The 23517-nt window shown below is 48.8% G+C and carries 18 protein-coding genes and 1 tRNA gene; 9 read left to right on the top strand and 10 right to left on the bottom strand.

Translation table 11 applies throughout. The annotated features are described in order from the left end of the window. Nucleotides 1-492: 492 nt before the first annotated feature. Complete coding sequence (locus ACN0T0_RS16860) at nt 493-1473, top strand: rhodanese-related sulfurtransferase (RefSeq protein ID WP_417227898.1); 981 nt, start codon at nt 493-495, stop codon at nt 1471-1473. Nucleotides 1474-1533: 60 nt separating this feature from the next. Here the strand turns inward: ACN0T0_RS16860 and ACN0T0_RS16855 are convergent, their stop codons facing one another. From ACN0T0_RS16855 to ACN0T0_RS16840, 4 genes are all read right to left on the bottom strand, one after another. Next, entirely contained in the window at nt 1534-2226 is a 693-nt protein-coding gene (locus tag ACN0T0_RS16855) for a response regulator transcription factor (protein WP_417227897.1), read from the bottom strand. Between the two features lie 12 nt (nt 2227-2238). Further along, complete coding sequence (locus ACN0T0_RS16850) at nt 2239-4011, bottom strand: sensor histidine kinase (RefSeq protein ID WP_417227896.1); 1773 nt, start codon at nt 4009-4011, stop codon at nt 2239-2241. 60 nt (nt 4012-4071) lie between these two features. Further along, the gene (locus ACN0T0_RS16845; RefSeq protein ID WP_417227895.1) at nt 4072-5418 is read right to left on the bottom strand and encodes a vWA domain-containing protein; all 1347 of its coding nucleotides are present in this window, start codon (nt 5416-5418) and stop codon (nt 4072-4074) included. 153 nt (nt 5419-5571) lie between these two features. Next, the gene (locus ACN0T0_RS16840; protein WP_417227894.1) at nt 5572-6462 is read right to left on the bottom strand and encodes a LysR family transcriptional regulator; all 891 of its coding nucleotides are present in this window, start codon (nt 6460-6462) and stop codon (nt 5572-5574) included. Nucleotides 6463-6604: 142 nt separating this feature from the next. On the opposite strand from ACN0T0_RS16840, the gene ACN0T0_RS16835 reads away from it, so the two are divergent. The 3 genes from ACN0T0_RS16835 to ACN0T0_RS16825 all read left to right on the top strand — a co-directional run bounded on the left by ACN0T0_RS16835 (nt 6605) and on the right by ACN0T0_RS16825 (nt 9498). Further along, nucleotides 6605-7378, top strand: a complete 774-nt coding sequence (locus ACN0T0_RS16835) for a ferredoxin--NADP reductase (RefSeq protein ID WP_417227893.1) — start codon at nt 6605-6607, stop codon at nt 7376-7378. Nucleotides 7379-7467: 89 nt separating this feature from the next. Beyond that, nucleotides 7468-7554, top strand: a tRNA-Leu gene (locus ACN0T0_RS16830). Between the two features lie 1104 nt (nt 7555-8658). Beyond that, a complete protein-coding gene (locus ACN0T0_RS16825; protein WP_417227892.1) occupies nt 8659-9498 on the top strand; it encodes a DMT family transporter in 840 nt (279 codons plus the stop codon). Nucleotides 9499-9883: 385 nt separating this feature from the next. On the opposite strand, the gene ACN0T0_RS16820 is transcribed toward ACN0T0_RS16825, so the two are convergent. The 3 genes from ACN0T0_RS16820 to ACN0T0_RS16810 all read right to left on the bottom strand — a co-directional run bounded on the left by ACN0T0_RS16820 (nt 9884) and on the right by ACN0T0_RS16810 (nt 14120). Further along, nucleotides 9884-10984: an extracellular solute-binding protein gene (locus tag ACN0T0_RS16820; RefSeq protein WP_417227891.1), complete on the bottom strand. Its 1101-nt coding sequence runs from the start codon at nt 10982-10984 to the stop codon at nt 9884-9886. Nucleotides 10985-11187: 203 nt separating this feature from the next. Beyond that, complete coding sequence (locus tag ACN0T0_RS16815; protein WP_417227890.1) at nt 11188-12660, bottom strand: aldehyde dehydrogenase family protein; 1473 nt, start codon at nt 12658-12660, stop codon at nt 11188-11190. A gap of 50 nt (nt 12661-12710) precedes the next feature. Next, entirely contained in the window at nt 12711-14120 is a 1410-nt protein-coding gene (locus ACN0T0_RS16810) for an aspartate aminotransferase family protein (protein ID WP_417227889.1), read from the bottom strand. Between the two features lie 322 nt (nt 14121-14442). Between ACN0T0_RS16810 and ACN0T0_RS16805 the strand changes: the two genes are divergently transcribed. Together ACN0T0_RS16805 and ACN0T0_RS16800 are read left to right on the top strand one after the other, a co-directional pair. Beyond that, nucleotides 14443-15324: a helix-turn-helix transcriptional regulator gene (locus ACN0T0_RS16805; RefSeq protein ID WP_417227888.1), complete on the top strand. Its 882-nt coding sequence runs from the start codon at nt 14443-14445 to the stop codon at nt 15322-15324. 425 nt (nt 15325-15749) lie between these two features. Next, entirely contained in the window at nt 15750-16478 is a 729-nt protein-coding gene (locus tag ACN0T0_RS16800; RefSeq protein ID WP_417227887.1) for a GNAT family N-acetyltransferase, read from the top strand. A 102-nt stretch (nt 16479-16580) separates the two neighbouring features. On the opposite strand, the gene ACN0T0_RS16795 is transcribed toward ACN0T0_RS16800, so the two are convergent. The 3 genes from ACN0T0_RS16795 to dctP form a co-directional block, all read right to left on the bottom strand. Continuing rightward, nucleotides 16581-17879, bottom strand: coding sequence for a TRAP transporter large permease (locus ACN0T0_RS16795; protein WP_417227886.1), 1299 nt, complete (start codon nt 17877-17879; stop codon nt 16581-16583). A 33-nt stretch (nt 17880-17912) separates the two neighbouring features. After that, a complete protein-coding gene (locus ACN0T0_RS16790) occupies nt 17913-18401 on the bottom strand; it encodes a TRAP transporter small permease (protein ID WP_417227885.1) in 489 nt (162 codons plus the stop codon). A 67-nt stretch (nt 18402-18468) separates the two neighbouring features. Continuing rightward, the gene (dctP, locus tag ACN0T0_RS16785; protein WP_417227884.1) at nt 18469-19485 is read right to left on the bottom strand and encodes a TRAP transporter substrate-binding protein DctP; all 1017 of its coding nucleotides are present in this window, start codon (nt 19483-19485) and stop codon (nt 18469-18471) included. Nucleotides 19486-19855: 370 nt separating this feature from the next. On the opposite strand from dctP, the gene glyA reads away from it, so the two are divergent. The 3 genes from glyA to purU all read left to right on the top strand — a co-directional run bounded on the left by glyA (nt 19856) and on the right by purU (nt 23451). Continuing rightward, nucleotides 19856-21109 carry a serine hydroxymethyltransferase gene (gene glyA, locus ACN0T0_RS16780; RefSeq protein WP_417227883.1) on the top strand — a complete coding sequence of 418 codons (1254 nt, stop codon included), beginning with the start codon at nt 19856-19858 and terminating at the stop codon, nt 21107-21109. A gap of 25 nt (nt 21110-21134) precedes the next feature. Next, a complete protein-coding gene (locus tag ACN0T0_RS16775) occupies nt 21135-22520 on the top strand; it encodes an L-serine ammonia-lyase (RefSeq protein WP_417227882.1) in 1386 nt (461 codons plus the stop codon). A gap of 61 nt (nt 22521-22581) precedes the next feature. Beyond that, nucleotides 22582-23451, top strand: a complete 870-nt coding sequence (gene purU / locus ACN0T0_RS16770; protein WP_417227881.1) for a formyltetrahydrofolate deformylase — start codon at nt 22582-22584, stop codon at nt 23449-23451. Nucleotides 23452-23517 lie beyond the last annotated feature (66 nt).

Genomic DNA, 23517 nt, shown 5'->3' with positions numbered 1-23517 from the left:
GGCAAATACTAAAGTGGGAACAAGCAAGGTGATGCTTAATAATATTTTAAATATATTCATAATATTCTTCCTTGTATCATCTTTACAAAGCAACATTGCTTTTGCGGCTAAGGCACTTAACAACGAGTTATAGTGCTGCATCCCTGCCATAAACGTACTTCAAGCATAATAGCCACATCCTGTTAAATCAAAGCGTTAATTCGACATTACGGTGGTTCAGAAGAAGGAAGCAAAAGTCTCCGAGCGTAAGACTGGCTTGCATAGTCATCAACTCACGCCTTAACCTTCTTTTTAATCAATAAGTTACAAAACACCTGAACGATTTTCTGTGCCGCCCACTAAAGCCCCTACTATTTATCCGTCTTAATAGTACTTGGATGCGCGTATAATGCCGCCCTGATCTTTTTAACCCTCTTAATTATATCAACCATTTATTAACCCTTTATTAACCATAGGCTCCGGATTTACGATTCGGTCGGCTGAGGAGAACAGATGTCACAGACTATAGTCTGCGCGATGTATAAGTTTGTCGTGCTTGAAGATTTTGAAGCCCTACGCGAACCACTGCACAACGTTATGTTGAACAACGATGTACGCGGCACTCTGCTGCTGGCGCGTGAAGGCATTAACGGCACCGTGGCTGGCAGCCGCGCCGGTATTGATGCCCTGCTGAGCTGGTTGCAGAACGACCCTCGCCTAGCCGATATTGGCTATAAAGAATCCATTGACGACAGCAACCCCTTTCATCGCACCAAAGTTAAGCTGAAGAAAGAGATTGTCACCATGGGCGTGGACGGCATCGATCCCAAACGGATCGTCGGCACCTATGTTAAACCCGACGAGTGGAACGCCTTGATCTCTGACCCTGAAGTAACACTGGTGGATACCCGTAATGATTATGAAGTACAGGTGGGCACCTTTAAAGGAGCGATTAATCCCAACACCAACACCTTCCGCGAGTTTCCTGACTATGTTAAAGAGCAGCTAGACCCGCAAAAAAACAAGAAGGTCGCGATGTTTTGCACCGGCGGTATCCGCTGTGAAAAATCCACCGCTTACCTGAAAGAACAAGGCTTCGATGAGGTCTACCACTTAGAAGGCGGTATTCTTAAATACTTGGAAGAGGTTCCACAGGAACAGTCAATGTGGGAGGGCGAATGCTTTGTGTTTGATAACCGCGTAACCGTCAACCACCAGCTTGAAAAAGGCAGCTACGATCAGTGTCATGCTTGCCGTTTACCACTGACCGAAGAACAGATGCAAAGCGAACAGTATCAGGCCGGCATCAGCTGCCCGAACTGCTATGACAGCCTCAGCGATGAGCAGCGTCAACGTTTCATTGAACGACAGAAACAGATGCAACTAGCAGAACAACGAGGCGAAGCCCATATCGGTGCCGACGCTAACGATACCAGCAGCAAACGACGCGAGTTCAAGCAGCAACTGCGTGAAGCCCAACACGAAAGCAAGTAAACAGACCCTAAGAGGGCGCATCAAGCGCCCTCTTAGTCTCTCTCCTCAACTCTCACCCGTTCAACACACCCCATCAAAGCGATAGCCTACGCCATGCACCGTGGTGATAATCCGCGGCGACTTCGCATCCAACTCGATCGCTTTACGTAGTTTCGATATATGCTGATCCAGCGTGCGACTGTTAGCAAAATAATCCCGCCCCCAGCAGTGATTAAACAGCGCATCGCGATCCACCACCTTGCCCTGTTGCTCGAACAGCAAGCGCAGTATTTTCAGATCTCTTAGGCTTAACTCAATCACCTGATCATCCCGCAGCGCACGAAATTCAGCGGGCCTAATCTGCAGATCCCCCATGATAAAGCTATCCTCCTCGGCTAGATCCACCACTGGGCGCCGTGCCCGCCGCGTCACCGCCCGAATCCGGGCAATCACTTCTCGGCTACCGAAGGGCTTTTTAATGTAATCATCCGCGCCCAGTTCTAGACCCAACACCTGATCAATCTCTTCCGACTTAGCAGTGATAAAGATCACCGGTAGCTGCTCATTGTGTTGCCGAATACGCCGACACACTGCATAGCCATCCTGCTTTGGCATCATAATATCCAACAACACCAGATCCGGCTGATGCTGCTGGTATAACTGCCAAGCCTGCTCACCATCGGCCGCTTCAAGACACTCATAGCCCTCCGCTTCCAACAGCAGTGCTAGCCCCTGACGAATATGCAGGTCATCCTCGGCAATCAAAAGCTTCATAACAGGGTCCGTCTATTCATGGTAGGCCTCCGTAGAGGCGGCTTCTATCTTAATCGGCGTTGCCAGCGTGAGTAAAAAACAAGCGCCCGACGGGGCTGTTACTCCATGAGGTTCGATAATAAGATCGCCTTGGTGCGCTCTGGCTAAATCCCGCGCCAGCCCTAAGCCAATCCCAGTGCCGCTCACCCCTTCGGTGAGTTTATCGCTGCCACGGTAGAAGGGTTCAAACAGTTTTTCGGCATCATCCGCCGCGACACCTGGGCCAAAATCGCTCACCCGAATATAACTATATAAGCCGTCCACCTGTTCCGTTTGCCAACTATGGATATCGACAAAACGCCCCGCCGCGGCATACTTTTCACAGTTACTCAGTAGATTATTCATAATCTGTTCCAGCGCTTCACTGTCGAAATAGCACAGCTGCGTCGCCTTGCCACTAAAGCGCAGGCTTAATTGTCGCGCACTTAACACCGGCGTAAACAGTGCCACCAGCTGTGCAAGACATTGATCAATAACACCCCGCTGATAGCGAACACTGACGCCTTCGCGCTTCGCGCGGGAAAAGCTCAGTACATTATCAATTAAACGCGACAATCGCCCCGCTTCACTACTAATCACGCCCAAATAGCGCTGCGCCAGTGGCTCATCATCCGGCAGTGTTTGTTCCAGCATCTCGGTATATAGGCGCACATTGGTCAACGGCGTTTTCAGTTCATGGGAGACCTGATTCACAAAATTCACTCGCTGTTCTGCAATTCTTAGCTCGCGGTTATGTTCGCGATACAACAAGTAAGCCAGCGTCGACAACCCAGCCCCAAGCAACACCAATAACACGACTAACCCCAGCCAACCGGTGATCGCCACCGGCAGTTCAGCAGCATAATAGGCCAGATGCCAACTCGCCAACGGGTGACTCAAGGGCATGGTTTGCAACGGCTTTTGAGTCTCTGCAGGGCGTAGCCCGCCCCAGCTATAGACGGTTTCGCCTCGATCATTAATCAAGCGGATTTCGTTATTGCTATCGGCATCTGCAGCTTGGTCGCCCTCGGCCATCACCGCGCTAGAGGGCAACTGGTTGATCAGGTCCGATAACAAGCGAGGCGAATTCAGCGCAAAACCGATGGTATTGCCATCCCTGTCTTGCCACCAAAAGATCTGCTGTAAGCCGGCTTCGGCATACCAAGCGATCCAACCATGAGGGTATTCCGGCGCACTAATCCCCGTGGTGTCCGCCAGTGCTTGCACGGCGACATCGGCGCTGTAACGGGATTTTTGAGCCACCGATTCGCTAAGACGCGCGCTCTGAAGTTCACCACGATTCGCCGAAACAGCACCTATATTTGCCTGACCGACGGGATCTAACATCGGCATGGTAAAGCGTTCCGGCTCACGCAGTAATTTACGGGTCAATTCGACAAAGTCTTGCTCTTGCTGAGTTAACGGCTGATCTAGCGGAGGGAAACGACGTTCCCCTGTAGGCGACAACACAAACATCTGCTTGACCACCGCCGACTGCGAGATTAAACGACGCATAGGCGCAACGCTATACTGCCCCGCCGTTTCCTGCTGCAAGGCTTCAGCCTGACGAATAAAACCCTGCTGTAGCAGAAAAAAATGCTCTTGAAACTGGGCATCAATACTCTGTAGTCGATCGTTGACTAAATTATTCAGTTGATGAGCCATCACCTGCTGTTGATCTAGCTGCAGGCGCACCCCAAACCACGCTAGCAATAGCAGCGGCAGGGCGATGATGACAGCAAGCAACAAAGGTGTTCGTCTTTTCACAGAGTCTTCCGCTATGCATGGGGTTACCCCTTTGGTTTACCCCAGCGTGGTTAGTCGATATTAATAGGTCTGCTGCGTGGCACGTTTGTATTGGCGCGCTTTCAGCTCTTTACGCTGTTTGTTCCAGTCCTGCTCGGTTTCGAGGGCATCCGCATCTTGCAGGGCTTCCTCTTGCTGCTCTTGCAACCGAGGCGAACTCAAAGATTTAGCCTGCGAACCCAAATAAGAAGCACTATCTTGCAGGATTTTCTTTGCCCCTTCCAGATCACCGCTGTCCCGCGCTTCAATGGCATCCCGACTGTATTCGTTCGCCACTTGCTCAACCACCGCTTCCAGCGCTTTATCATCCCGCGCCGCAGAAACTTCCTGTCGTGAACCACTAAAGCGGGCGGTACTCTGGCCAGACAACTGCTCTTCGTGCTGAGTGAACAGATTATCGTAAGCCACGTTCACCGATACTAACTCCAGTTCGGTCTCCGCTTGCTGGGCAGGCACTTCGACCTCAAGAATAACGAATTTTTCCTGCTCGCTATACAGCTGATTCAGCCGTGTCGTCACCCGATTGCCCATAATCTCACTTTCCCGGCCCAGCAAACGAATCGGTTTAACGCTATTCTGACAACGGATCTCGATATTGACCCCCTGCGCTACCACCGATAACACATCGCCAAATTCATACTGAAACACCGAGGCTAAGTCTTCTGCGTTTTCGACAAAGGCATGGTTACCATCACTAAAGCCAGCTAAGCGGGTCATTAAGTCTTCGTTATAACCTAGCCCTAAACCGATGGTAGTGACACTGATCCCCTCTTTCGCCAACGACGCCCCCAACTCACCTAACTCAGGGGCTGATTGTGGGCCAACATTGGCCAGCCCATCGGAGAGCAAAATCACCCGATTCACTTTATTGCGACTGAGAAACTTACGCAGTTCATTGGCGCCTTTGCTGACACCGGCAAACAGCGCGGTATTGCCATTAGCATGGATATGACGGATCGCATCATAAATGCGCTGCTGATCACGCACCTCCGTGGCAGGCACCACCACCTGAACCCGTGAATCGTAACTAACCACCGAGACGATATCCCGCTCATCCAGCCGTTTGATCGCCATAATCGCCGCTTCACGGGCATACTGAATTTTATCGCCTCCCATAGAGCCGGACTTATCCAACACAATCGCGACATTGGCCGGTATCCGGGCCTGTTTATCCTGCTGTTTGAAACCTTCCAGCGACACTTTAATAAAGGCCCGATGAGATTGATCCGCCTGCATCACCGGGGTGGCCAGATTAATATTCAGATTAACCTGATTCGCCTGAGCCCACACCGGCAACAGGGTTAACAATAGGCAGCCCAATGTCCTGATGGAGCGTCTTAACATATGTTTATCAGCTTGAGTTTTCATGGTCACCTTCCTGAGTTGAGAGTCTAGTGGCGTAAACCACCGTTGTAGTGACTCTACCCTCAGCCCGATATTAAAAAGTCAGATGAAGTTATCGATTTTGTAAGAAATTTGTAAAACATCGGTCGTCACCAATCACACCTAACAGAGCATCGCTTAAACGGGATTGGCCGTCTGATGACATAACTCTATCCAGCGTTCGATACCGGCACTGCGATACTTATGCCGATTGATCACCAAATATAGCTGTCGACTAAAATCACGGCCCGCCACACGCAACGGCACCAAGGAACCCAGTTCAAAAGATTCCTGCAATGCAATGCGGGATAAACAACCGATCCCTAAGCCCTGCATCACCGCTTGTTTAATCCCTTCGACGTGCTCCAACTCTAGCAGTACATTCAAGTTGGGCAATAACCCATGCAGCGCCCAATCAAACGCCTGACGGGTACCTGAGCCCTGCTCACGCAGCACCCAGCGAGCCGCGAGCAAATCGGTATCACTCAACTGGTGCTTGCTAGCCAAGGGATGATCCGGCGCACAAAACACCTCCAGTTGATCCTTCACCCAGGGAATTACCTCCAGATCGGGATGCTGCACTTCGCCCTCCACCAAACCGATATCCAACTCAAAATTGATCAATCGAGCCTTAATCACCGACGTATTGGCCACCTGAAGATCCAACTTAGCACGGGGCTGCTCATCCAGATAATGGGCCATCAACCCCACCGCCAAATAATTACCGATGGTCATGGTTGCCCCGATTTTCAGCTGCCCCACCGCCTGATGCTGGGACATATCCAACTGCAAACTTCGGGCACGCTCTAATAAGGCCTCAGCACGGGGCCGCAGCAACCGCCCCAACTCGTTAATTTTCAATCGTTTACCAATACGATCAAACAACTGAATATCAAATTGAGATTCAAGATCACGCAGCGCACCACTGGCCGCCGACTGGGACATCGACAAACTATCCGCCGCCCGCGAGATATTATCGAAATGCGCCACCGCCAAAAAAACTTCTAATTGCCGTAAGGTATATTTCATAATCTGTTTTTCCGATAAGCATTATCATAACAATCGCCTTTAACAATATAGCAGCTCGGTTTAATATGCACTTAAGAAATAAGTAATCCAGCCTTTATAACCTGGATGAAACCGTTATCACTCTTTCGTATGAGGTAGTTCCATGTCAAACATCGGTCGCGAAGAAGTTCTCAGCGTACATCACTGGAACGATACCCTGTTTAGCTTCACCACCAGCAGAGACCCTAGCTTTCGCTTTAAAAACGGTCACTTCACCATGATCGGTCTAGAACACGAAGGCCGCCCGCTGATGCGCGCTTACAGTATTGCCAGTGCCAATCATGAGGATCAACTGGAGTTCTTCAGCATTAAAGTGCAGGACGGGCCCCTCACTTCCAAACTACAACGCATTCAAGTCGGCGATCAGATACTGATCAGCCGCAAGCCCACCGGCACCCTGATCAATGATAACTTGCTACCGGGTAAGCATCTTTATCTGATCAGCACCGGCACCGGCCTAGCGCCCTTTATGAGCATCATTAAAGACCCGGAAATATACGAGCAATACGATCAGGTCATCCTCACCCACGGGGTGCGTGAGCTTTCAGAACTGGCCTACGCCGATGTGATTCAAGAACATCTGCCAAGCAACGAATACTTTGGCGATATGATCAGCGATAAACTGCTGTATTACCCCACCGTCACCCGCGAACCCTTCCGCAATCAGGGCCGCCTGACCGACCTGATCGCCACGGGTAAGTTGACCAAGGATCTTGGCTTGCCAGATCTTAATACGGATGATGATCGTTTTATGATCTGCGGTAGCCCCAGCATGATCAAAGACACCACTAACATCCTCGACAGCATGGGCTTTACGGAAGCCCGCAATGGACATATCGGCCATTACGTCATCGAACGCGCCTTCGTAGAGCGCTAAAAATGGCCATAAGGTTCATGATTTTAAAAAATATTCATGAACCCCATTGACCCGATGAAAACGAACCGTATAATACGCTCCACGTTTGCGCCAGTGTGATGGAATTGGTAGACATAGGGGATTCAAAATCCCCCGCCCTTAAAAGCGTGCCGGTTCGAGTCCGGCCACTGGTACCACAAACGTAAATCATTTAGGCCTTGCTTCTTAGCAGGGCTTTTTTGTATCTGAAATTTGAATAAAAGGCATCGGGGATTCGCTTTCTATAAGATCTCTGCCCGCCCCTAAAAGCGTGCCGGTTCGAGTCCAGCCACTGGTACCACAAACGTAAATCATTTAAGCCTTGCTTCTTAGCAGGGCTTTTTTGTGTCTGTAACTTGAGTAATAGGCATCGGAGATTCGCTTTCTATAAGACCTTTGCCCGTCCTTAAAAGCGTGTCTATTCAAATCCGGCGCTAATACCACAAACGTAAATCATTTAAGCCTTGCTTGTTAGCAGGGCTTTTTTGTATCTGAAATTTGAATAAAATGCATCGGGGATTCGCTTTCTATAAGATCTCTGCCCGCCCCTAAAAGCGTGCCGGTTCGAGTCCGGCCACTGGTACCACAAACGTAAATCATTTAAGCCTTGCTTCTTAGCAGGGCTTTTTTGTGTCTGTAATCTGAGTAAAAGGCATCGGGGATTCGCTTTCTATAAGATCTCTGCCCGACCTTAAAAACGCGCTGATTCAAGATCCTAAAGCCAAAACAATGAAGACACACTAAAATATCCATGTAGAGGCATGTAGAGAAGCGATATGCCGGTATGATCAAATAGGTAGTCATAACGGGTTCATAATATGTCCTTCACGGGCTTGGCGATTCATGCTCAGCCACCGAGTACACCTTCCTCACTTTAGGCCACCCGAGCAAACCCAACGCCAAAGAACGACACTCCCTTATACACCTCACATAAGAGGATGTGATCAAGCTCGCCACCAAGGTCACATCAGCGACAAACGTCCCCAAAAAATCCCAAGCCTCGATGGACAAGTTGGTTCCATAGGCTCCCCCGGCAAGCAATTCTTTACCCTCTATGCTCTACCGATTTGCATCTAGTATTGAAGCTAACTATTCTGGGCCCGATATCGGTGGCCTGTCTGTTGTTGAAAGACACCAATGGTGACGGGCTGCCGCAGCCCAACATAGGTCGCCCTATCTTGCTGCTGGGGAATCAAAATAATAACGATGAGGATACACTCTTCATCAATAGCACCGGTTTGTGCTGATGGAGTTGAATTCAAATGTATGCTGTCGCATGGATGTCGGGAACACTTTTCTCATTTTGCCTAATGGCCATTGGTGCCCGAGAATTAAGTGGTGAATTGTCAGTATTTCAAATCCTACTATGTCGTAGTGTAATCGGGCTACTCTGCATATCGGCCGTTATCGCGTTTTCCAGCCAAAAAATCAACCTGCGCACAGAACGATTAGAGCTCAACGTTTTTCGCAATATTTTCCACTTTGCCGGGCAGTACGGCTGGTTTTTAGGGATAGGCGCTCTTCCGTTAGCTGAGGTTTTTGCCCTTGAGTTCACAGTCCCTATATGGACATTGATTATCGCGGCTATTTTTCTCAAAGAAGAAGTTACGCTCACCAAAATCGTCTCGGTATTACTCGGGATGGCGGGGGTTTTAGTTATTGTTCAACCCGGCTATGCCATCGTTGATCCCGTATCATTAATAGTACTCGGTGCCGCTGTTTGTTATGCCATATCACATACGGCGACAAAGTCCTTAAGTGCCTCTGAATCGGCGATCTCTATCTTATTTTATATGTGCTTAATTCAGCTTCCCATTGGCCTATTCCTGTCTATTGGTAACTGGTCTTGGCCGGTTGGCTTGCAATGGCTGTGGTTGGTCATTATCGGCATGACTGCACTGTCTGCCCACTTTTGCATGGCGAAAGCGATGCAATATGCGGAAGTAACGAAGGTGATTACATTAGATTTTCTGAGACTTCCGTTAATCGCCCTTGTTGGCATTTCGCTCTATGCCGAGGCGTTTGAGATCTCATTAGTGTTAGGTGGCGCGCTGATGTTTATCGCTAACTTAGTCGTTCTGAGGCGTCGCAGGGTGCTTTGATAAAACGGCACAAGCCATCACGCAAAACGAAAAGATAGCCACTAGATAGATTTAAAATAGATCTGGCTGATGAAAGGATGCCATTAAGGCTTACTTATCAGGTAGATCTTTTCAAACGATTATGCAGCCCTGTGGTGAATAGAATCACCTTCTGATTAACGACAACAATATAAACGGCATCCGTTTCGCCGAGGCAGAGGTGTTGTAAAAAGAAGCCAAGCCGCTTCAGAAGGAAGGCTTTAACCTTAATTTCTGGGCCTTAAATAGTGGAGCCTTGGTATAACGAGGAAACAAGGATATCACTCGTTAAATAACAACCTCAGCCGCTACGCTGATTTATTGATAGCACTCAAATTAATATCGGGGGCCTACAGCCCCCGAAAGCTTATCGATTAGCTTTAAAGTCGGTCCAGAGCCGTGTTGACACTCGGTCGATTTTCTTCGGCATCACCTTCAGCGAAAACAACTTGGCTTGCACCTCTTCACTTGGATAAATGGTTTCGTCACTGGTAATTGCGGTGTCGATTAACGGTAAGGATGCTTTATTACCATTCGCATAGGCAACATAGTTAGACACGCCAGCGATCACCTCGGCCTGAAGTAGGTAATCGAGTAGTTTATGCGCCTTATCGGGTTGGCTCGTATCTGAAGGGATCGCCAGCATATCAAACCAAACCGCAGTTCCCTCTTTCGGAATACTATAAGCCACCTTGACCCCGTTACCCGCTTCTTCTGCTCGAGTCGCCCCCTGCAGAATATCGCCAGACCAACCCACGGCAACACAGATATCACCATTGGCCAAATCATTGATATATTTTGAAGAGTGGAAGTAAGAGATACTCGGACGGATCGCAGACAGTAGCTGACCGAGCTCAGCATCACGACGATAATCGCCCTTTTCCATACTATTTGGATTCTTACCCAGATAGTTCAACGCGATCGGCAGTATTTCAGAGGGGGCATCCAGCAGAGCAACACCGCAGGAGGCAAGTTTCTCTAGATTTTCGGGTTTGAAAATCAGATCCCAACTATTCACCGGTGCATCATCACCCAGCGCTTTTTTGACCTGCTCCACATTATAACCAATACCCGTCGTCCCCCACAGATAAGGGATACCATAACGATTACCCGGATCGACTTCACTCAACACTTTCATCAAGCCGGGATCTAGGTTTTTATAATGGGGCAGCTTATCCCGATCAAGCTCTAGAAAAACGCCGGCCATAATTTGACGACCCAAAAACTGAGAGCCAGGCACAACCAGATCAAAGCCAGAACCACCCGCCATTAGCTTCGCTTCAAGCACCTCGTTACTATCAAACACATCATAGGTGACAGGTAAACCGCTCTCTTTTTCGAAATTAGACAGGGTGTCCGGGGCAATATAGTCAGACCAGTTATAGAACTTGATCGACTCGTTGGCCGAGGCGCTCATGGACACTGACATAGCTACAACAGCAGTAAGACTTAACTTCTTCAGATTCATGTGATGCTCCAATTAAGGTGCTTTCGATGTCACAATTTCAGCCGCTTCATCGTATAAGCTTGAACTCATTAAATGCCGTAAACGGCGCTTATCAGAGCCATATCGATTATATTTTTTATAATGGCTGCCCCGCTGATGTCGGCGGCAGCACTTAAGCTTCTCAAGTTGTCACAGTATGTTCTGCGACCAGGCAACGCTCAGTGTTACGATTTTAGATACCATCCCCAAGGCTTATCGCTGTTGTATTTGGTCACCTGTTTGGTTTCCAGGTAATTGTTTAATCCCCATTTGCCTAACTCGCGGCCAATTCCCGATTGCTTATAACCGCCCCAGGGCGCTTCGGTAAACGTTGGTTGAGAACAGTTAATCCAGACGATGCCCGCACGCAATTTGCGAGCAACTCGATCACACCGAGAGTCATCCTTCGACATCACCGCGGCCGCTAAACCAAAGCGAGAATCGTTAGCCATACGAACCGCCTCAGCTTCGCTACTAAAGGGCTTTACGCAGACCACTGGGCCGAAGATTTCTTCCTGCCAAACTTCGCTCTCTTCAGCCATATCGATCAGCACGGTAGGCTGAACATAATAGCCCCGCGGCATTCCAGCCGGACGCTGACCACCACAGGCGATCTTAGCCCCCTCTTTCACCCCCTGAGCGATAGCCGCCAACACTTTCTGGTATTGCGCCTCACTCACTAACGGGCCAAGCAAGACCGCTTCATTGCCTGGCCCAATGGTGATCTTATTCGCTTCTTCAACCAACCGTTCGAGCAGTGGGGCGTACAGAGAATCTTCTACCAGAACACGAGAGGTCGCGGAACACACCTGTCCCTGATTCCAGAAGATACCAAACATAATCCATTCAACCGCCGCCTCAATATCACTATCGGCAAAGACAATAAACGGCGACTTGCCGCCTAGCTCTAAACTGATGTTTTTAACATCCTTAGCGGCCGCACGCATAATCGTCGAACCGGTGGGTACCGAGCCGGTAAACGCTAGTTTATCCACTCCAGGGTGCTCAGACAGTGCCCGCCCAGCATCGGCACCAAAACCGGTAACAACATTCAGCACACCCGCCGGCAGTTTCACATCATCAACGATGTCAGCCAAGACCAAGGCTGTCAGAGGCGTCACTTCCGACGGTTTTAACACCATGGTGCAACCCGCCGCTAACGCCGGAGCCACTTTCCATGCCGCCATCAATAACGGAAAATTCCACGGAATAATCGCGCCGGCAACCCCTAACGGTTCTTTTACTGCGATGGAACTGAAACTATCGTCCGAGAGTTCGATCGTCTCATCAGCATCATCAAGCCCTTCAGCCAAATCGGCGTAAAAGTTAAAGGTGCCCACCGCGTCATCAATATCCCATTCGGCTTCAGGCTGAGGCTTACCATTATCCAGCACTTCAAGTCGAACAATCTCATCCTTGCGCTGCTCAATTTGGGTGGCTATCTGGCGTAAAAATACAGCCCGCTGCGCACCACTCATCATCGGCCAAGGACCATTATCAAAAGCATCACGAGCAGCCTTAACCGCCGCGTCTACATCTTCGGCATTAGCGGCCGCAACCGAATCAAAGACCTCCTCTGTCGCCGGATTGACCACTGGGATAGTCTTAGAGGATGTCGATTTAACCCATTTACCACCAATATAAAGCTGCTTACTCATACACGCATCCTACTCTCAATTCACATACATCAAGGTTATCCATTAAAAAATCAGACCGTCGATGTCACTAACGTCTCTTCCACTAGTTCGCTTGCCTCAGCAATCACCTTGTAAAGAATCGCCGCCATCTCGCTGATCTCTTTGCGCCCTGCGACCAAAGGTGGCGATAGCTGAATAACCGGCTCGCCTCTATCATCGGTACGGCACATCAATCCCTCTTCATAGAGTCTTGGCGAGAGGAATTTAAACAACACATTTTCAGATTCTTCTGCCGAAAAATGCTCTTTAGTCTGCTTATTTTTAACCAGCTCGATACCATAGAAATAACCTGCCCCTCGGACATCACCCACAATAGGCAACTCGAGTAACTTATCTAACTCACTCTTAAAGAACGCTTCATTTTCACGCACATTAGCTAATACATTTTCAGCTTCAAATGCATCCAGAGACGCTAACGCAGCGGCACAAGCAACCGGATGTCCGCCGAAGGTAGAACCATGTAGAAACAGTTTTTCTTCATCTGCGAGGAACGGCTGCATCAAGAAATCACGGCAGATCATTGCGCCCATCGGTACAAAACCACTGGTTAATCCCTTAGCACAGGTAATGATATCGGGCATATAATCAAAGCGCTCACAGCCAAACATATAGCCGAGTCGACCGAACGCACAGATAACCTCATCAGAGACCAACAGCACGCCGTACTTATCGCAGACTTTCCTGACTTCCTGAAAATAACCGTCAGGTGGGACAATACAGCCACCCACATTTTGTATGGGTTCCAAAAAGACAGCGGCAACGGTTTCTGGCCCTTCAATCTCAATGGCACGTTCGATATCCAAGGCGCATTTTTTCGCATAAGAAAGCTGACTGTCATTAAACTCGACACCATTGCAACGATATTGATCGGTATTCTCGACATGGCGAGCACCCGGCACCAACGGCTCGAACACATTCTTAATTCCAGTAGCACCATTAATCGACAATGCCCCTAGGCTAGTCCCATGGTATGCCAAGTTTCGCGAGATCACTTTATAGCGCCGCGGCTGTCCAATTTCGGCAAAGTACTGGCGAGCTAGTTTCCATGCAGCTTCTACGGATTCGCCACCGCCACTGGTGAAGAAAACCCGATTTAAATCCCCCGGTGCCATGTCCGCAATCCGCGATGCCAGTTCAATGGCTGAGGGGTGGGCATAACACCAGATTGGGAAAAAGCCCAACTTCTCTGTTTGCTCTGCCACTGCCTTGGCAATATCTTTACGGCCATGACCTAACTGCGATGTAAACAGCCCCGCTAAGCCATCAAGATATTTACGGCCTTGAGTATCATAGACATAGCAGCCTTCGCCATGAGTGATAATGGGAATCTCTCGATTTTGATAAAACCCCATACGGGTAAAGTGCATCCATAGATGGTCTTTTGCTTTCTGCTGTAACAGCTCGTCGTTCATAACATTCATAACGTCACCCTAAGTATCACCACCGGTAAAGATGAGTGGTGTGATTTGACTTTCAGTGTAACGAGAGCACGAAAGGTTCTATATACCCCACCTTGGTTACAGTAAAAGCTGGTTTAAAGCGTTACTCAGGCTAAACAATTAGTGTGGAATTTACCGATACAGAAAAGCACACCCGTGGAGAGCATCAGCGGCACATGACTCGATAAAGGCTCGCTGTTTGACTTTGAGATGCCCTTAACGTAGCGTCAGATGCTATATGCCGGGCATCAACAAGATGCATAAATAGTGACAAGCGAGCGGTTTATTCCGTCTAGAAGAGCCCATGACATCCCTTTCTCTTTCATCAACACCCAGCTTCGCCGAGTGGAACAAACAGTTAGCTAAATTGGTGAAAACACTGGGAGATAATGCATTTTTCCCCTGTTTAATCGACGTACTCAGGCAATCTGTACAAATTGACTACCCTCAAGTATGGCTTTATCGGCGTCAAAAACTACCCAAAGCCCTCTATTTTGAGGTCAGCCGAGAAGAGCGCGCAGCACAAATTGATACCTATATAGACGGTTCATACCAGCTAGATCCTTTTTATCTGGCCGCACTCATCAACCAGCAATCGCCCGGCTTATATCGCATTACCGAGTTAAGTGCTAAAGGCTTTCAACAAAGCGAGTATTACCGCAGCTATTACGCCCAATGTGATACCGCCGATGAGATTGTCTATATCATCGAGATCGATCAAGATACCTATTTACAGATATCGCTAATGCGCAAGAAAAGCTCCTCGAAATTTAGCGAGCAAGCCTTAGCATTTCTGCGCAGTGTCGAACCGATTATTAGAGAATTAAGTTTACATCAGTGGGCTTTTTTAAAGCTGTCTCGGCAAGAAGAGCAAGACTTAAAAGTGATGCCCGGTTTTGAAAAAAGCGTTAACTTAGCTTTTGATCTGTTTGGCCGCTCATGCTTAACCGGTCGCGAAAAAGATGTCTTAGGTCTCACCCTACAGGGCTATAGCACCCAAGCCTGTGCTGAACAGCTCAACATATCAATCGAAACGCTACGGCGGCATCGTAAAAATATCTATGCCAAGCTAGACATTAATTCTCAAGCAGAGCTGTTTTCACTGTTCCTTAACTCGCTTGGCTGTCTCGAACAGGAACCCAACAAAGACCCCCTCGAGATCTACATGAACAAACCATCAAAATAGGAAAAAACAAATAGATGGTTATCTTCTTTTACGCCCCGGAATACCGTTATATAAGTATTTAGGGGCTCTTTTAACCGGCCTTAGCTTCTAAGCAATCAACCGTTAAAAACGGTGCTTTTATGACCGTTGATATCGCCGTTTTGTGATTAGTCGGCAGCTCATATGACAGGAAAATTCTACCTATATAATCATCTCAACATGAACACCGTTGCGTTGGCCCCTTTCAGCGAATGCTAAAAGGGGTGGTTTATCTTAGAACGCGGCAATAATCCGCCCCATGGCGATCACGATACGCCTCTCAATTAATGCCCAAGCCTTGTTAGATATGGTAAAAAATAAAGACGCCCCAGCTAAATAGATAAGCGCAGCAATAAAATGGCAGATTAGAGCGATAAGGGTAGAACCGACAGAGGTGGAATAATCAAATGCTCAAGAATACGTTACCACAGACTAGCCAGATCAATGCTTTAGGACAACCGACAGGATTGCCACTCGATAACTGGACGACGCGGCCCCGACCGCTGCGCACCACGATGGTGGGCAGCTATTGTACCGTTGAGCCTCTCTCACCTAAAAATCATGCTGAATCGTTATATACAGCATTCTCTGAGGATACTGAAGGTAAGAACTGGACATATCTACCCTATGGACCTTTTGACTCTTTTGATGCCTTTAACCAATGGCTGGAAAACAGCTGTAACGGTGAAGATCCGCTCTTTTACAGCATCCTCGATAACGCCACAGACAAGGCCGTCGGCATCGCCAGTTTTCTACGTATTGAGCCAGCCATTGGCGTGATAGAGGTCGGACATCTTCATTTTTCACCGCGCTTACAAAAAACACCTATCGCCACAGAAGCGATGTTTTTAATGATGCAGTATGTTTTCGATGAACTAGGGTATCGACGCTATGAATGGAAATGTGATGCCTGCAATGAAGCATCGAAACGAGCCGCTTTTCGGCTTGGTTATCAGTTTGAAGGGATCTTCAGACAAGCGACAATGTATAAGGGCCGCAACCGGGATACCGCATGGTTTTCGCTGTTAGATACGGAGTGGCCGCGACAAAAGGCGGCTTTTCAACGCTGGCTTGCGTCGGACAACTTTGATGCGCAAGGAAAACAACTAGCCAGCCTTGATGGCTGTTTAGATTAATACCGATTAGCCGGCGATGATCTCTTCAAACAGCCAACAAAGCATCGCCTAAACCTCATTGCTGAGATTTAGGCCATCGCTATCAACGCTTAAACGCCGCGACTAACCTAAACCGGCTAGCTTCGGTAACCAGAGGGAGACCTCGGGTACAAAGGTTACCAACATCAAGGTGGGTATCCAAGCAAAGCAAATCATATACAGAGTCGGCTTCATGGTGTCTTTAATAGACGCCCCACTCAGTTGACCCGAAAGATACAGTAATGGCGCGGTAGGCGGAGTAATGTTGCCCATCCCTAAGTTCACACCAACGATGGCGGCAAACTGCGTGCCCGACACCCCCAGCTCAAGCGCCAGCGGTAACATCAGTGGGGTTGCCAGCAACACGGCACTGACATCATCCATCAGCATACCGATAACAACCATGACGATGTTAATCAGTAATAACACCATAATTGGGCTAATCGATAGATCATCAAAAAAGCTTAGAATGGTGCCGGGCAAGTCTTCCATCACATACAAACGGCTCAAAATCATGACGCAATACAGCATGATCATAATCACACCGGTGGTAACGGCGGACTCTAAAAAAACCTCCCACAGGGTTTTATGATTCAGCTCTTTATACACAAAGATACCCACAGGGATGACATACAACACCGATAACGCGGCCGCTTCTGTCGGGGTTACAAAACCGCCATAGATTCCGCCCAAGATCAAAATAGGCATCGCCAATGCGGGCATTGAATTCAGACCGCGACGACGAAACTCGGCGACAAACTCACGCCCTTTTGGCGCGGGTGAAACCGTAAGACCATCGTGATTACGGAGGAGGAAGTAGTTAACGACACAGAGCAATATCGTGACAATAATGCCAGGTATAAAGCAGGCTAAGAAGGAGGCTAAGACCGATTGGTTACCCACCCATGCATAGAGAATCATCAAGGCACTGGGGGGGATTAACAACCCTAACACCGAGGCATTGGCAATCAACGCGGCTGAGTGCCCGACCGGGTATCCTGATTTCGCCAAACGCGGAAACATAATGGTGCCGATCGCTGAAAGCGTTGCTGATGCGCTCCCCGTTAGCGCGCCAAAGACCGCACTGGAGACAACCGTCACCGCCCCAAGACCGCCTTTAATATGACCAACAAACAGTTCGATCAGATCAACCAATTTATTGCCTAGGTGAGATTTATTAATAGCACTACCCGCAATAATAAACAGCGGGATGGCTAGTAAGACGATATTATTCATACGGCTAAAGCCATAGGGCAATATAAATGCTGGATCATAATCATATAGAAATATGATTGAGGTTGCCGAGGCCAAAAAAGCGAATGGCACAGACACCCCGATAATCAGGGTAAAGATAAGAATAGTAAGCGCAAGTGCAATAACCATAGAACCGCCATCCTTAGAATATAAAGATTAACTTTATGAACGTATTTTTTTTATTGTTTGCTTTAAGTCCCGTGCGGAATAAAGCGTAATCAGGATAAAACCAATTAAAATTGATACGTGTACAATGACTAAGGGGATTCGCCAAACCGGTGTTACCCCGCCCTCCAGAAAGCTGCGTGAGACAAACTCAACTGCCCAGTAGGTATAGAGCGCCGCGAGTCCTAGGGTGATCATCTCGGCCAGCACTTTGACGGCTGATTTAATCGTTTCCGAGCGACAATAGACTGAAAAGACTTCCGCGCAGATATGTTTACGCTGATAACTGGCATGGCCAGCACCTAGAAAATAGATCCAAAATGCACTGATCAAAATGATCTCTTCTGCACCATAAAGATTGCTTTCAAACACATAGCGCATGATCGCCATCGCACTGACGCCGATAACAATAAAGACTGAAGCCAACACCATCAGCACGGCCTGACCCTTAAGTTGCAGTCTGTTTAATCTACATAGTAATGACATGTGATATACCCGATCGAAAGCTGAACGAAAATAACGGAGGGGATTACCCTCCGCAAATACACAGGGTTTACTTAACAAATTCCTGTGTGAGCTCTTCAATCAGATCAGCACTTAAAACGGTGCTGAGTTTTGACCAGGTTTTAACCCGGGCATTATTAGCCCAGTCTTGCAGTTCAGTATCATTCAGACGAATAACCTGAATGCCTGCGGCTTCGAGCTGTTGCAGCCCTTTTTCATCATTCTCTTTACTTTCATCGATGCTTTGCGCAGCCAGTTCATTGGCAAGCCGCTCAATCGTAGCGGCGTCTTCTGGCGATACCTTGCTCAAGGATTTCTGGCTCATCAACCATGCGGTGTGCTCAATAAAGTTGTTATTGACCACATAGTATTTGATTACATCTCGGAACTGCTGATAGTTGAGGCTCGACGTGCCGCCTACCCAACCATCGGCTACGCCGGTTTGCATCGCGGTATAAAGATCGGCCCAAGGGATGGAAACCGTTCTAAAGCCTTGGTCATCCGCCGTGAGTTTAAAGATATCCATCGGCGGCACTCGCACCAAAACATCATTCTTAGGTGAGCTAACATCTTTAATTTTTGCAGGTAGCTTGGTCAGTCCGATGCCACCAAAACCATCAACATGGAACCCCATGAACTTCACACCCTGCTCATTATGGAGCTGGTTCATTTTGTTATAGACAAAAGAACCTGGTGAATAATTTTTACGAATCCCTTCATAATCTTTGGCAATATAGTGCAAGTAACCCAGCTCTAAACGCTTATCGTACTGGCTGGGCACACTGATCAACGCCATATCAATGGTCCCGATACGCAGCTCATCATACACTTGAGTATAATCACCCAACTGATTAGCGGCGAACACACGAATCTGCACCCGACCGTCGGTTTCAGCTTCGACTCGCTCGGCAAACACCCGCTGCGCTTTGGTGGCGATGTGGTCTTCGTTAAATTGCCCTGCCATCGTCAGTCGTGTGGCCGCGCTAGCCTCAATACCGCCTAAGCAAGCGGCGGCGATGGTAAGACTAGAAATAATGCTTTTCGATATCGACTTTATCTTGTTCATAAAAGTAGCCCTAAAAGAGTTCGTTGTTATATTTGTTGCTCACACCGGACGGGGAACGTCGCTTTGATGTCTATTCATCCTGCAAGTTATCGCCAAAGCAAAATTGAACGCAGACAACTTATTCTAGAACGAGCGATCCAGTCGCCACACCTTCAGCCACGACTACCATTGATGAAAAGCCAGCCACACACTCTGCTGAAACCGCTTTAACGCGATGAAACCACACCTCTTACAGGGTGAAAAATGCCTTTTTAGTTAAGCCACTAACAAACCCTTTTATTCAAATTTAAGTATCAACCGTTCTATTTCAAAGACCGAACTGTGAATTAACGTTAGCGCTCCAATTGATTTGCTAATGAGTATCGGTTCTATGTTTAATAAAAAAAATTCGATTCAAGTAAGTGACCCGGCACTGTGGGACGCCATTACCGCTGAGGGCATTCGCCAAGAAGAGCATATTGAGCTTATCGCTTCAGAGAACTACACCAGCCCACTGGTGATGGAAGCTCAGGGCACCTCGCTGACCAATAAATATGCCGAAGGCTACCCCGCTAAACGCTATTATGGGGGTTGCGAACATGTCGATGTTGTCGAATCTCTGGCGATTGAACGGGCGAAAGAGCTCTTCAATGCCGACTATGCCAATGTGCAGCCGCACTCAGGCTCACAAGCCAATGCCGCCGCCTATATGGCCCTGCTAGAACCCGGCGATACCGTACTCGGTATGAGCCTCGCCCACGGCGGTCACTTAACACACGGCTCTCATGTCAATTTCTCAGGAAAAATGTACCACGCCATACAGTATGGACTCGATGAAGCCAGTGGCGAGATCGATTACGCCGAGGTGGAACGTCTCGCCCATGAGCACCAGCCTAAAATGATTTTAGCGGGTTTCTCTGCCTACTCTCGAACCGTTGACTGGGCGAAATTCCGCGCGATTGCAGACAGTGTCGGCGCCTACCTGATGGTCGACATGGCACATGTTGCCGGACTGGTCGCAACCGGCCACTACCCCACGCCGATTCCCTATGCCGATGTCGTCACCACCACGACCCATAAAACCCTGCGCGGCCCCCGTGGTGGTCTGATTCTGGCGAAAGCCAACCCGGAACTTGAGAAGAAACTTAATTCTGCGGTTTTTCCAGGACAACAGGGCGGCCCGTTGATGCACGCCATTGCGGCAAAAGCGGTCGCGTTTAACGAAGCGATGAGCGACGAATTCAAGCACTACCAAGGTCAGGTTGTCGCGAATGCCAACACCATGGCGGAAGTCTTTATTGAGCGGGGTTATAACATCGTCTCCGGCGGCACCGACAACCACCTGATGCTGGTTGATCTGATCGATAAAGGACTGACAGGTAAAGCCGTCGACGCCGCCTTAGGCCAAGCCAACATTACCGTTAATAAGAACGCCGTGCCTAACGATCCACAATCGCCGTTTGTCACTAGCGGTATTCGCGTCGGCACACCAGCGATCACCAGCCGAGGCTTTAAAGAGCCAGAAGTCCGCCAAATGACCGGCTGGATATGTGACGTCATGGACGCCCTCGAAGACCCTCTCGTAATCGCCCAAGTAAAAGAGAACGTCAAAGCGCTCTGCGCCCGTTTTCCTGTCTACGCATAATAGGTTAAGAACCTAAGAGGTATATATGGCCATCAGCGTTTTCGATCTTTTTAAAATAGGTATCGGCCCGTCCAGTTCGCATACGGTTGGACCGATGCGGGCGGCAGCTAGTTTTTCCCACGAACTGCAGCTTAGTGGCCTACTGCCGCAGGTTGTGCGTATTCAAATCGAACTACTGGGTTCGCTCGGCGCCACAGGAATAGGCCACGCCTCCGATATGGCGGTGATCCTCGGGTTAGAAGGACAGCAACCCGATACCGCCGAGCCGGAGGTGATGCAGCAACGCTTAAAAGAGATTCGCGAACAGGGCCAATTGCGCCTACCTGATGGCCATCGCATTCCATTTAATGAAGCGGGCGATCTCAAATTAATTCTCACACCTTTACCGCAGCATCCTAATGGAATGCGGTTTAGCGCACGAGATGCGGCGGGAATAACCCTCCTAAACCGCGAGTATTTTTCTATTGGCGGAGGTTTTGTCGTCGATGATGCGGCCCTCAAACATGCCGCCGCAACAGACAGCGACTTAATCGACGCTCAAACACCCTACCCGTTCGACAGTATGGAACAACTGCTAGGGCATTGCCAGCGCGAAGGACTGTCGATCAGTGACATCATGCTGGCTAACGAACAACAATGGCGCAGCCGTGCCGAGATCAACGATCAATTAATGATCATCTGGCAAGCGATGCAAGACTGCGTCAATCGAGGCTGTCAGCAGGAAGGTATTCTTCCCGGTGGCCTCAACGTCAAACGACGAGCCGCTGAACTGCACCGCAAGCTGACATCCCGTCCAGAGCAATCACTGCGTGATCCTCTTTCTGCGCTGGATTGGGTGTCGTTGTATGCCTTGGCGGTTAATGAAGAGAATGCCGCCGGTGGCCGAGTCGTCACGGCTCCCACCAATGGCGCGGCAGGCATTGTTCCGGCTGTCTTGCATTACTACATGCGTTTTTATTATTCCGGCAATGAAAGCGGTGTGATTCGCTTTCTCTTAACCGCGGCAGCGGTCGGCATTCTGTGCAAAAAGAATGCCTCGATCTCCGGTGCCGAGGTCGGCTGCCAAGGCGAAGTGGGCGCAGCCTGCTCGATGGCGGCAGCAGGTTTAGCCGCCGTTTCTGGAGGCACGCCACAGCAGATCGAAAATGCCGCTGAAATCGCTATGGAACACAATCTCGGCCTGACCTGTGATCCGATTGCCGGCTTAGTTCAGGTGCCCTGTATTGAGCGTAATGCGATGGCGGCGGTGAAAGCGATCAATGCCTGTCGCATCGCCTTAAACGGTGATGGCGAGCACTTTGTCAGCCTCGATAAAGTAATCAAAACCATGAAACAAACCGGCATCGATATGCAAAGTAAATATAAAGAAACCTCACTCGGCGGTCTCGCGGTCAATGTTATCGAATGCTAGCGCGCCGCATTGAATACCCTAGATCACCCTATAACAACTAAAATGAAACAGGTATGCCAATATGAATACAGATACCACCCATATACTCACCGCATCGGCTCCTCGAAAGATCGGTGCGCTTGACCTACTCACCTCCAGCCTGTCTCATTTTGGCGCCTATATGAACGAAGCTCACTCCTTCGACGATGTTAAAACTGATAAATTCTTTTTCCGATCAGCCTTTGGTTTTGATGACGGTAAAGACTTTGATATGGCTGAATTTAACCGTTTTTTCACAGCTAAAAGTGCGCAACACGACATCACCTGGGAACTCGCAGAAATAGGCCAAAAACCTCGGGTTGTAATACTAGTATCCAAACACGATCACTGCCTGAATGATCTACTTTATCGCTACCGAACCCAGCAGCTTAAAATAGAAATTCCTGCCATCATTTCCAATCATCCCGACTTGGCGTCGCTGGCCGAGTGGCATGGCATTCCCTATTATCACCTGCCGATAACCGCTGACACCAAGCCAGAACAAGAACGTCAGATGATGGCAATTATCCAAGAAAAAAATGCTGACCTCGTGGTGCTAGCTCGGTATATGCAGGTGCTATCTCAGGACATATGCCAGCAGTTAAATGGCTGGGCTATCAATATTCATCACTCGCTATTGCCCGGTTTCAAAGGGGCAAAGCCCTATGAACAAGCCTTTGATAAAGGTGTAAAACTGGTGGGGGCCACTGCCCATTATGTCACACCTGACTTGGATGAAGGCCCTATTATTACTCAGTGTGTCGAAACGGTTGATCATACTTACAGCACCGCCGGCCTGACCGAAAAGGGCCGCCATATCGAATGCCAAACATTGGCCCGGGCACTGCAATACCATATTGAAAAACGGATTTTTGTTGACCAAGGTAAAACCATTGTCTTCGCCAATGCCTAACCCAGAATTAACATATTTACATCGATGGTGCGGATCTTGCCTCGGTGTTCAGGTGAACACTAAAAC

The organism is Amphritea sp. (assembly GCF_048266285.1).
Taxonomy (GTDB): Bacteria; Pseudomonadota; Gammaproteobacteria; order Pseudomonadales; family Balneatricaceae; genus Amphritea.
The sequence above is the reverse complement of the archived record's forward strand: the minus strand, read 5'-3'. Positions and strand labels throughout refer to the sequence as shown.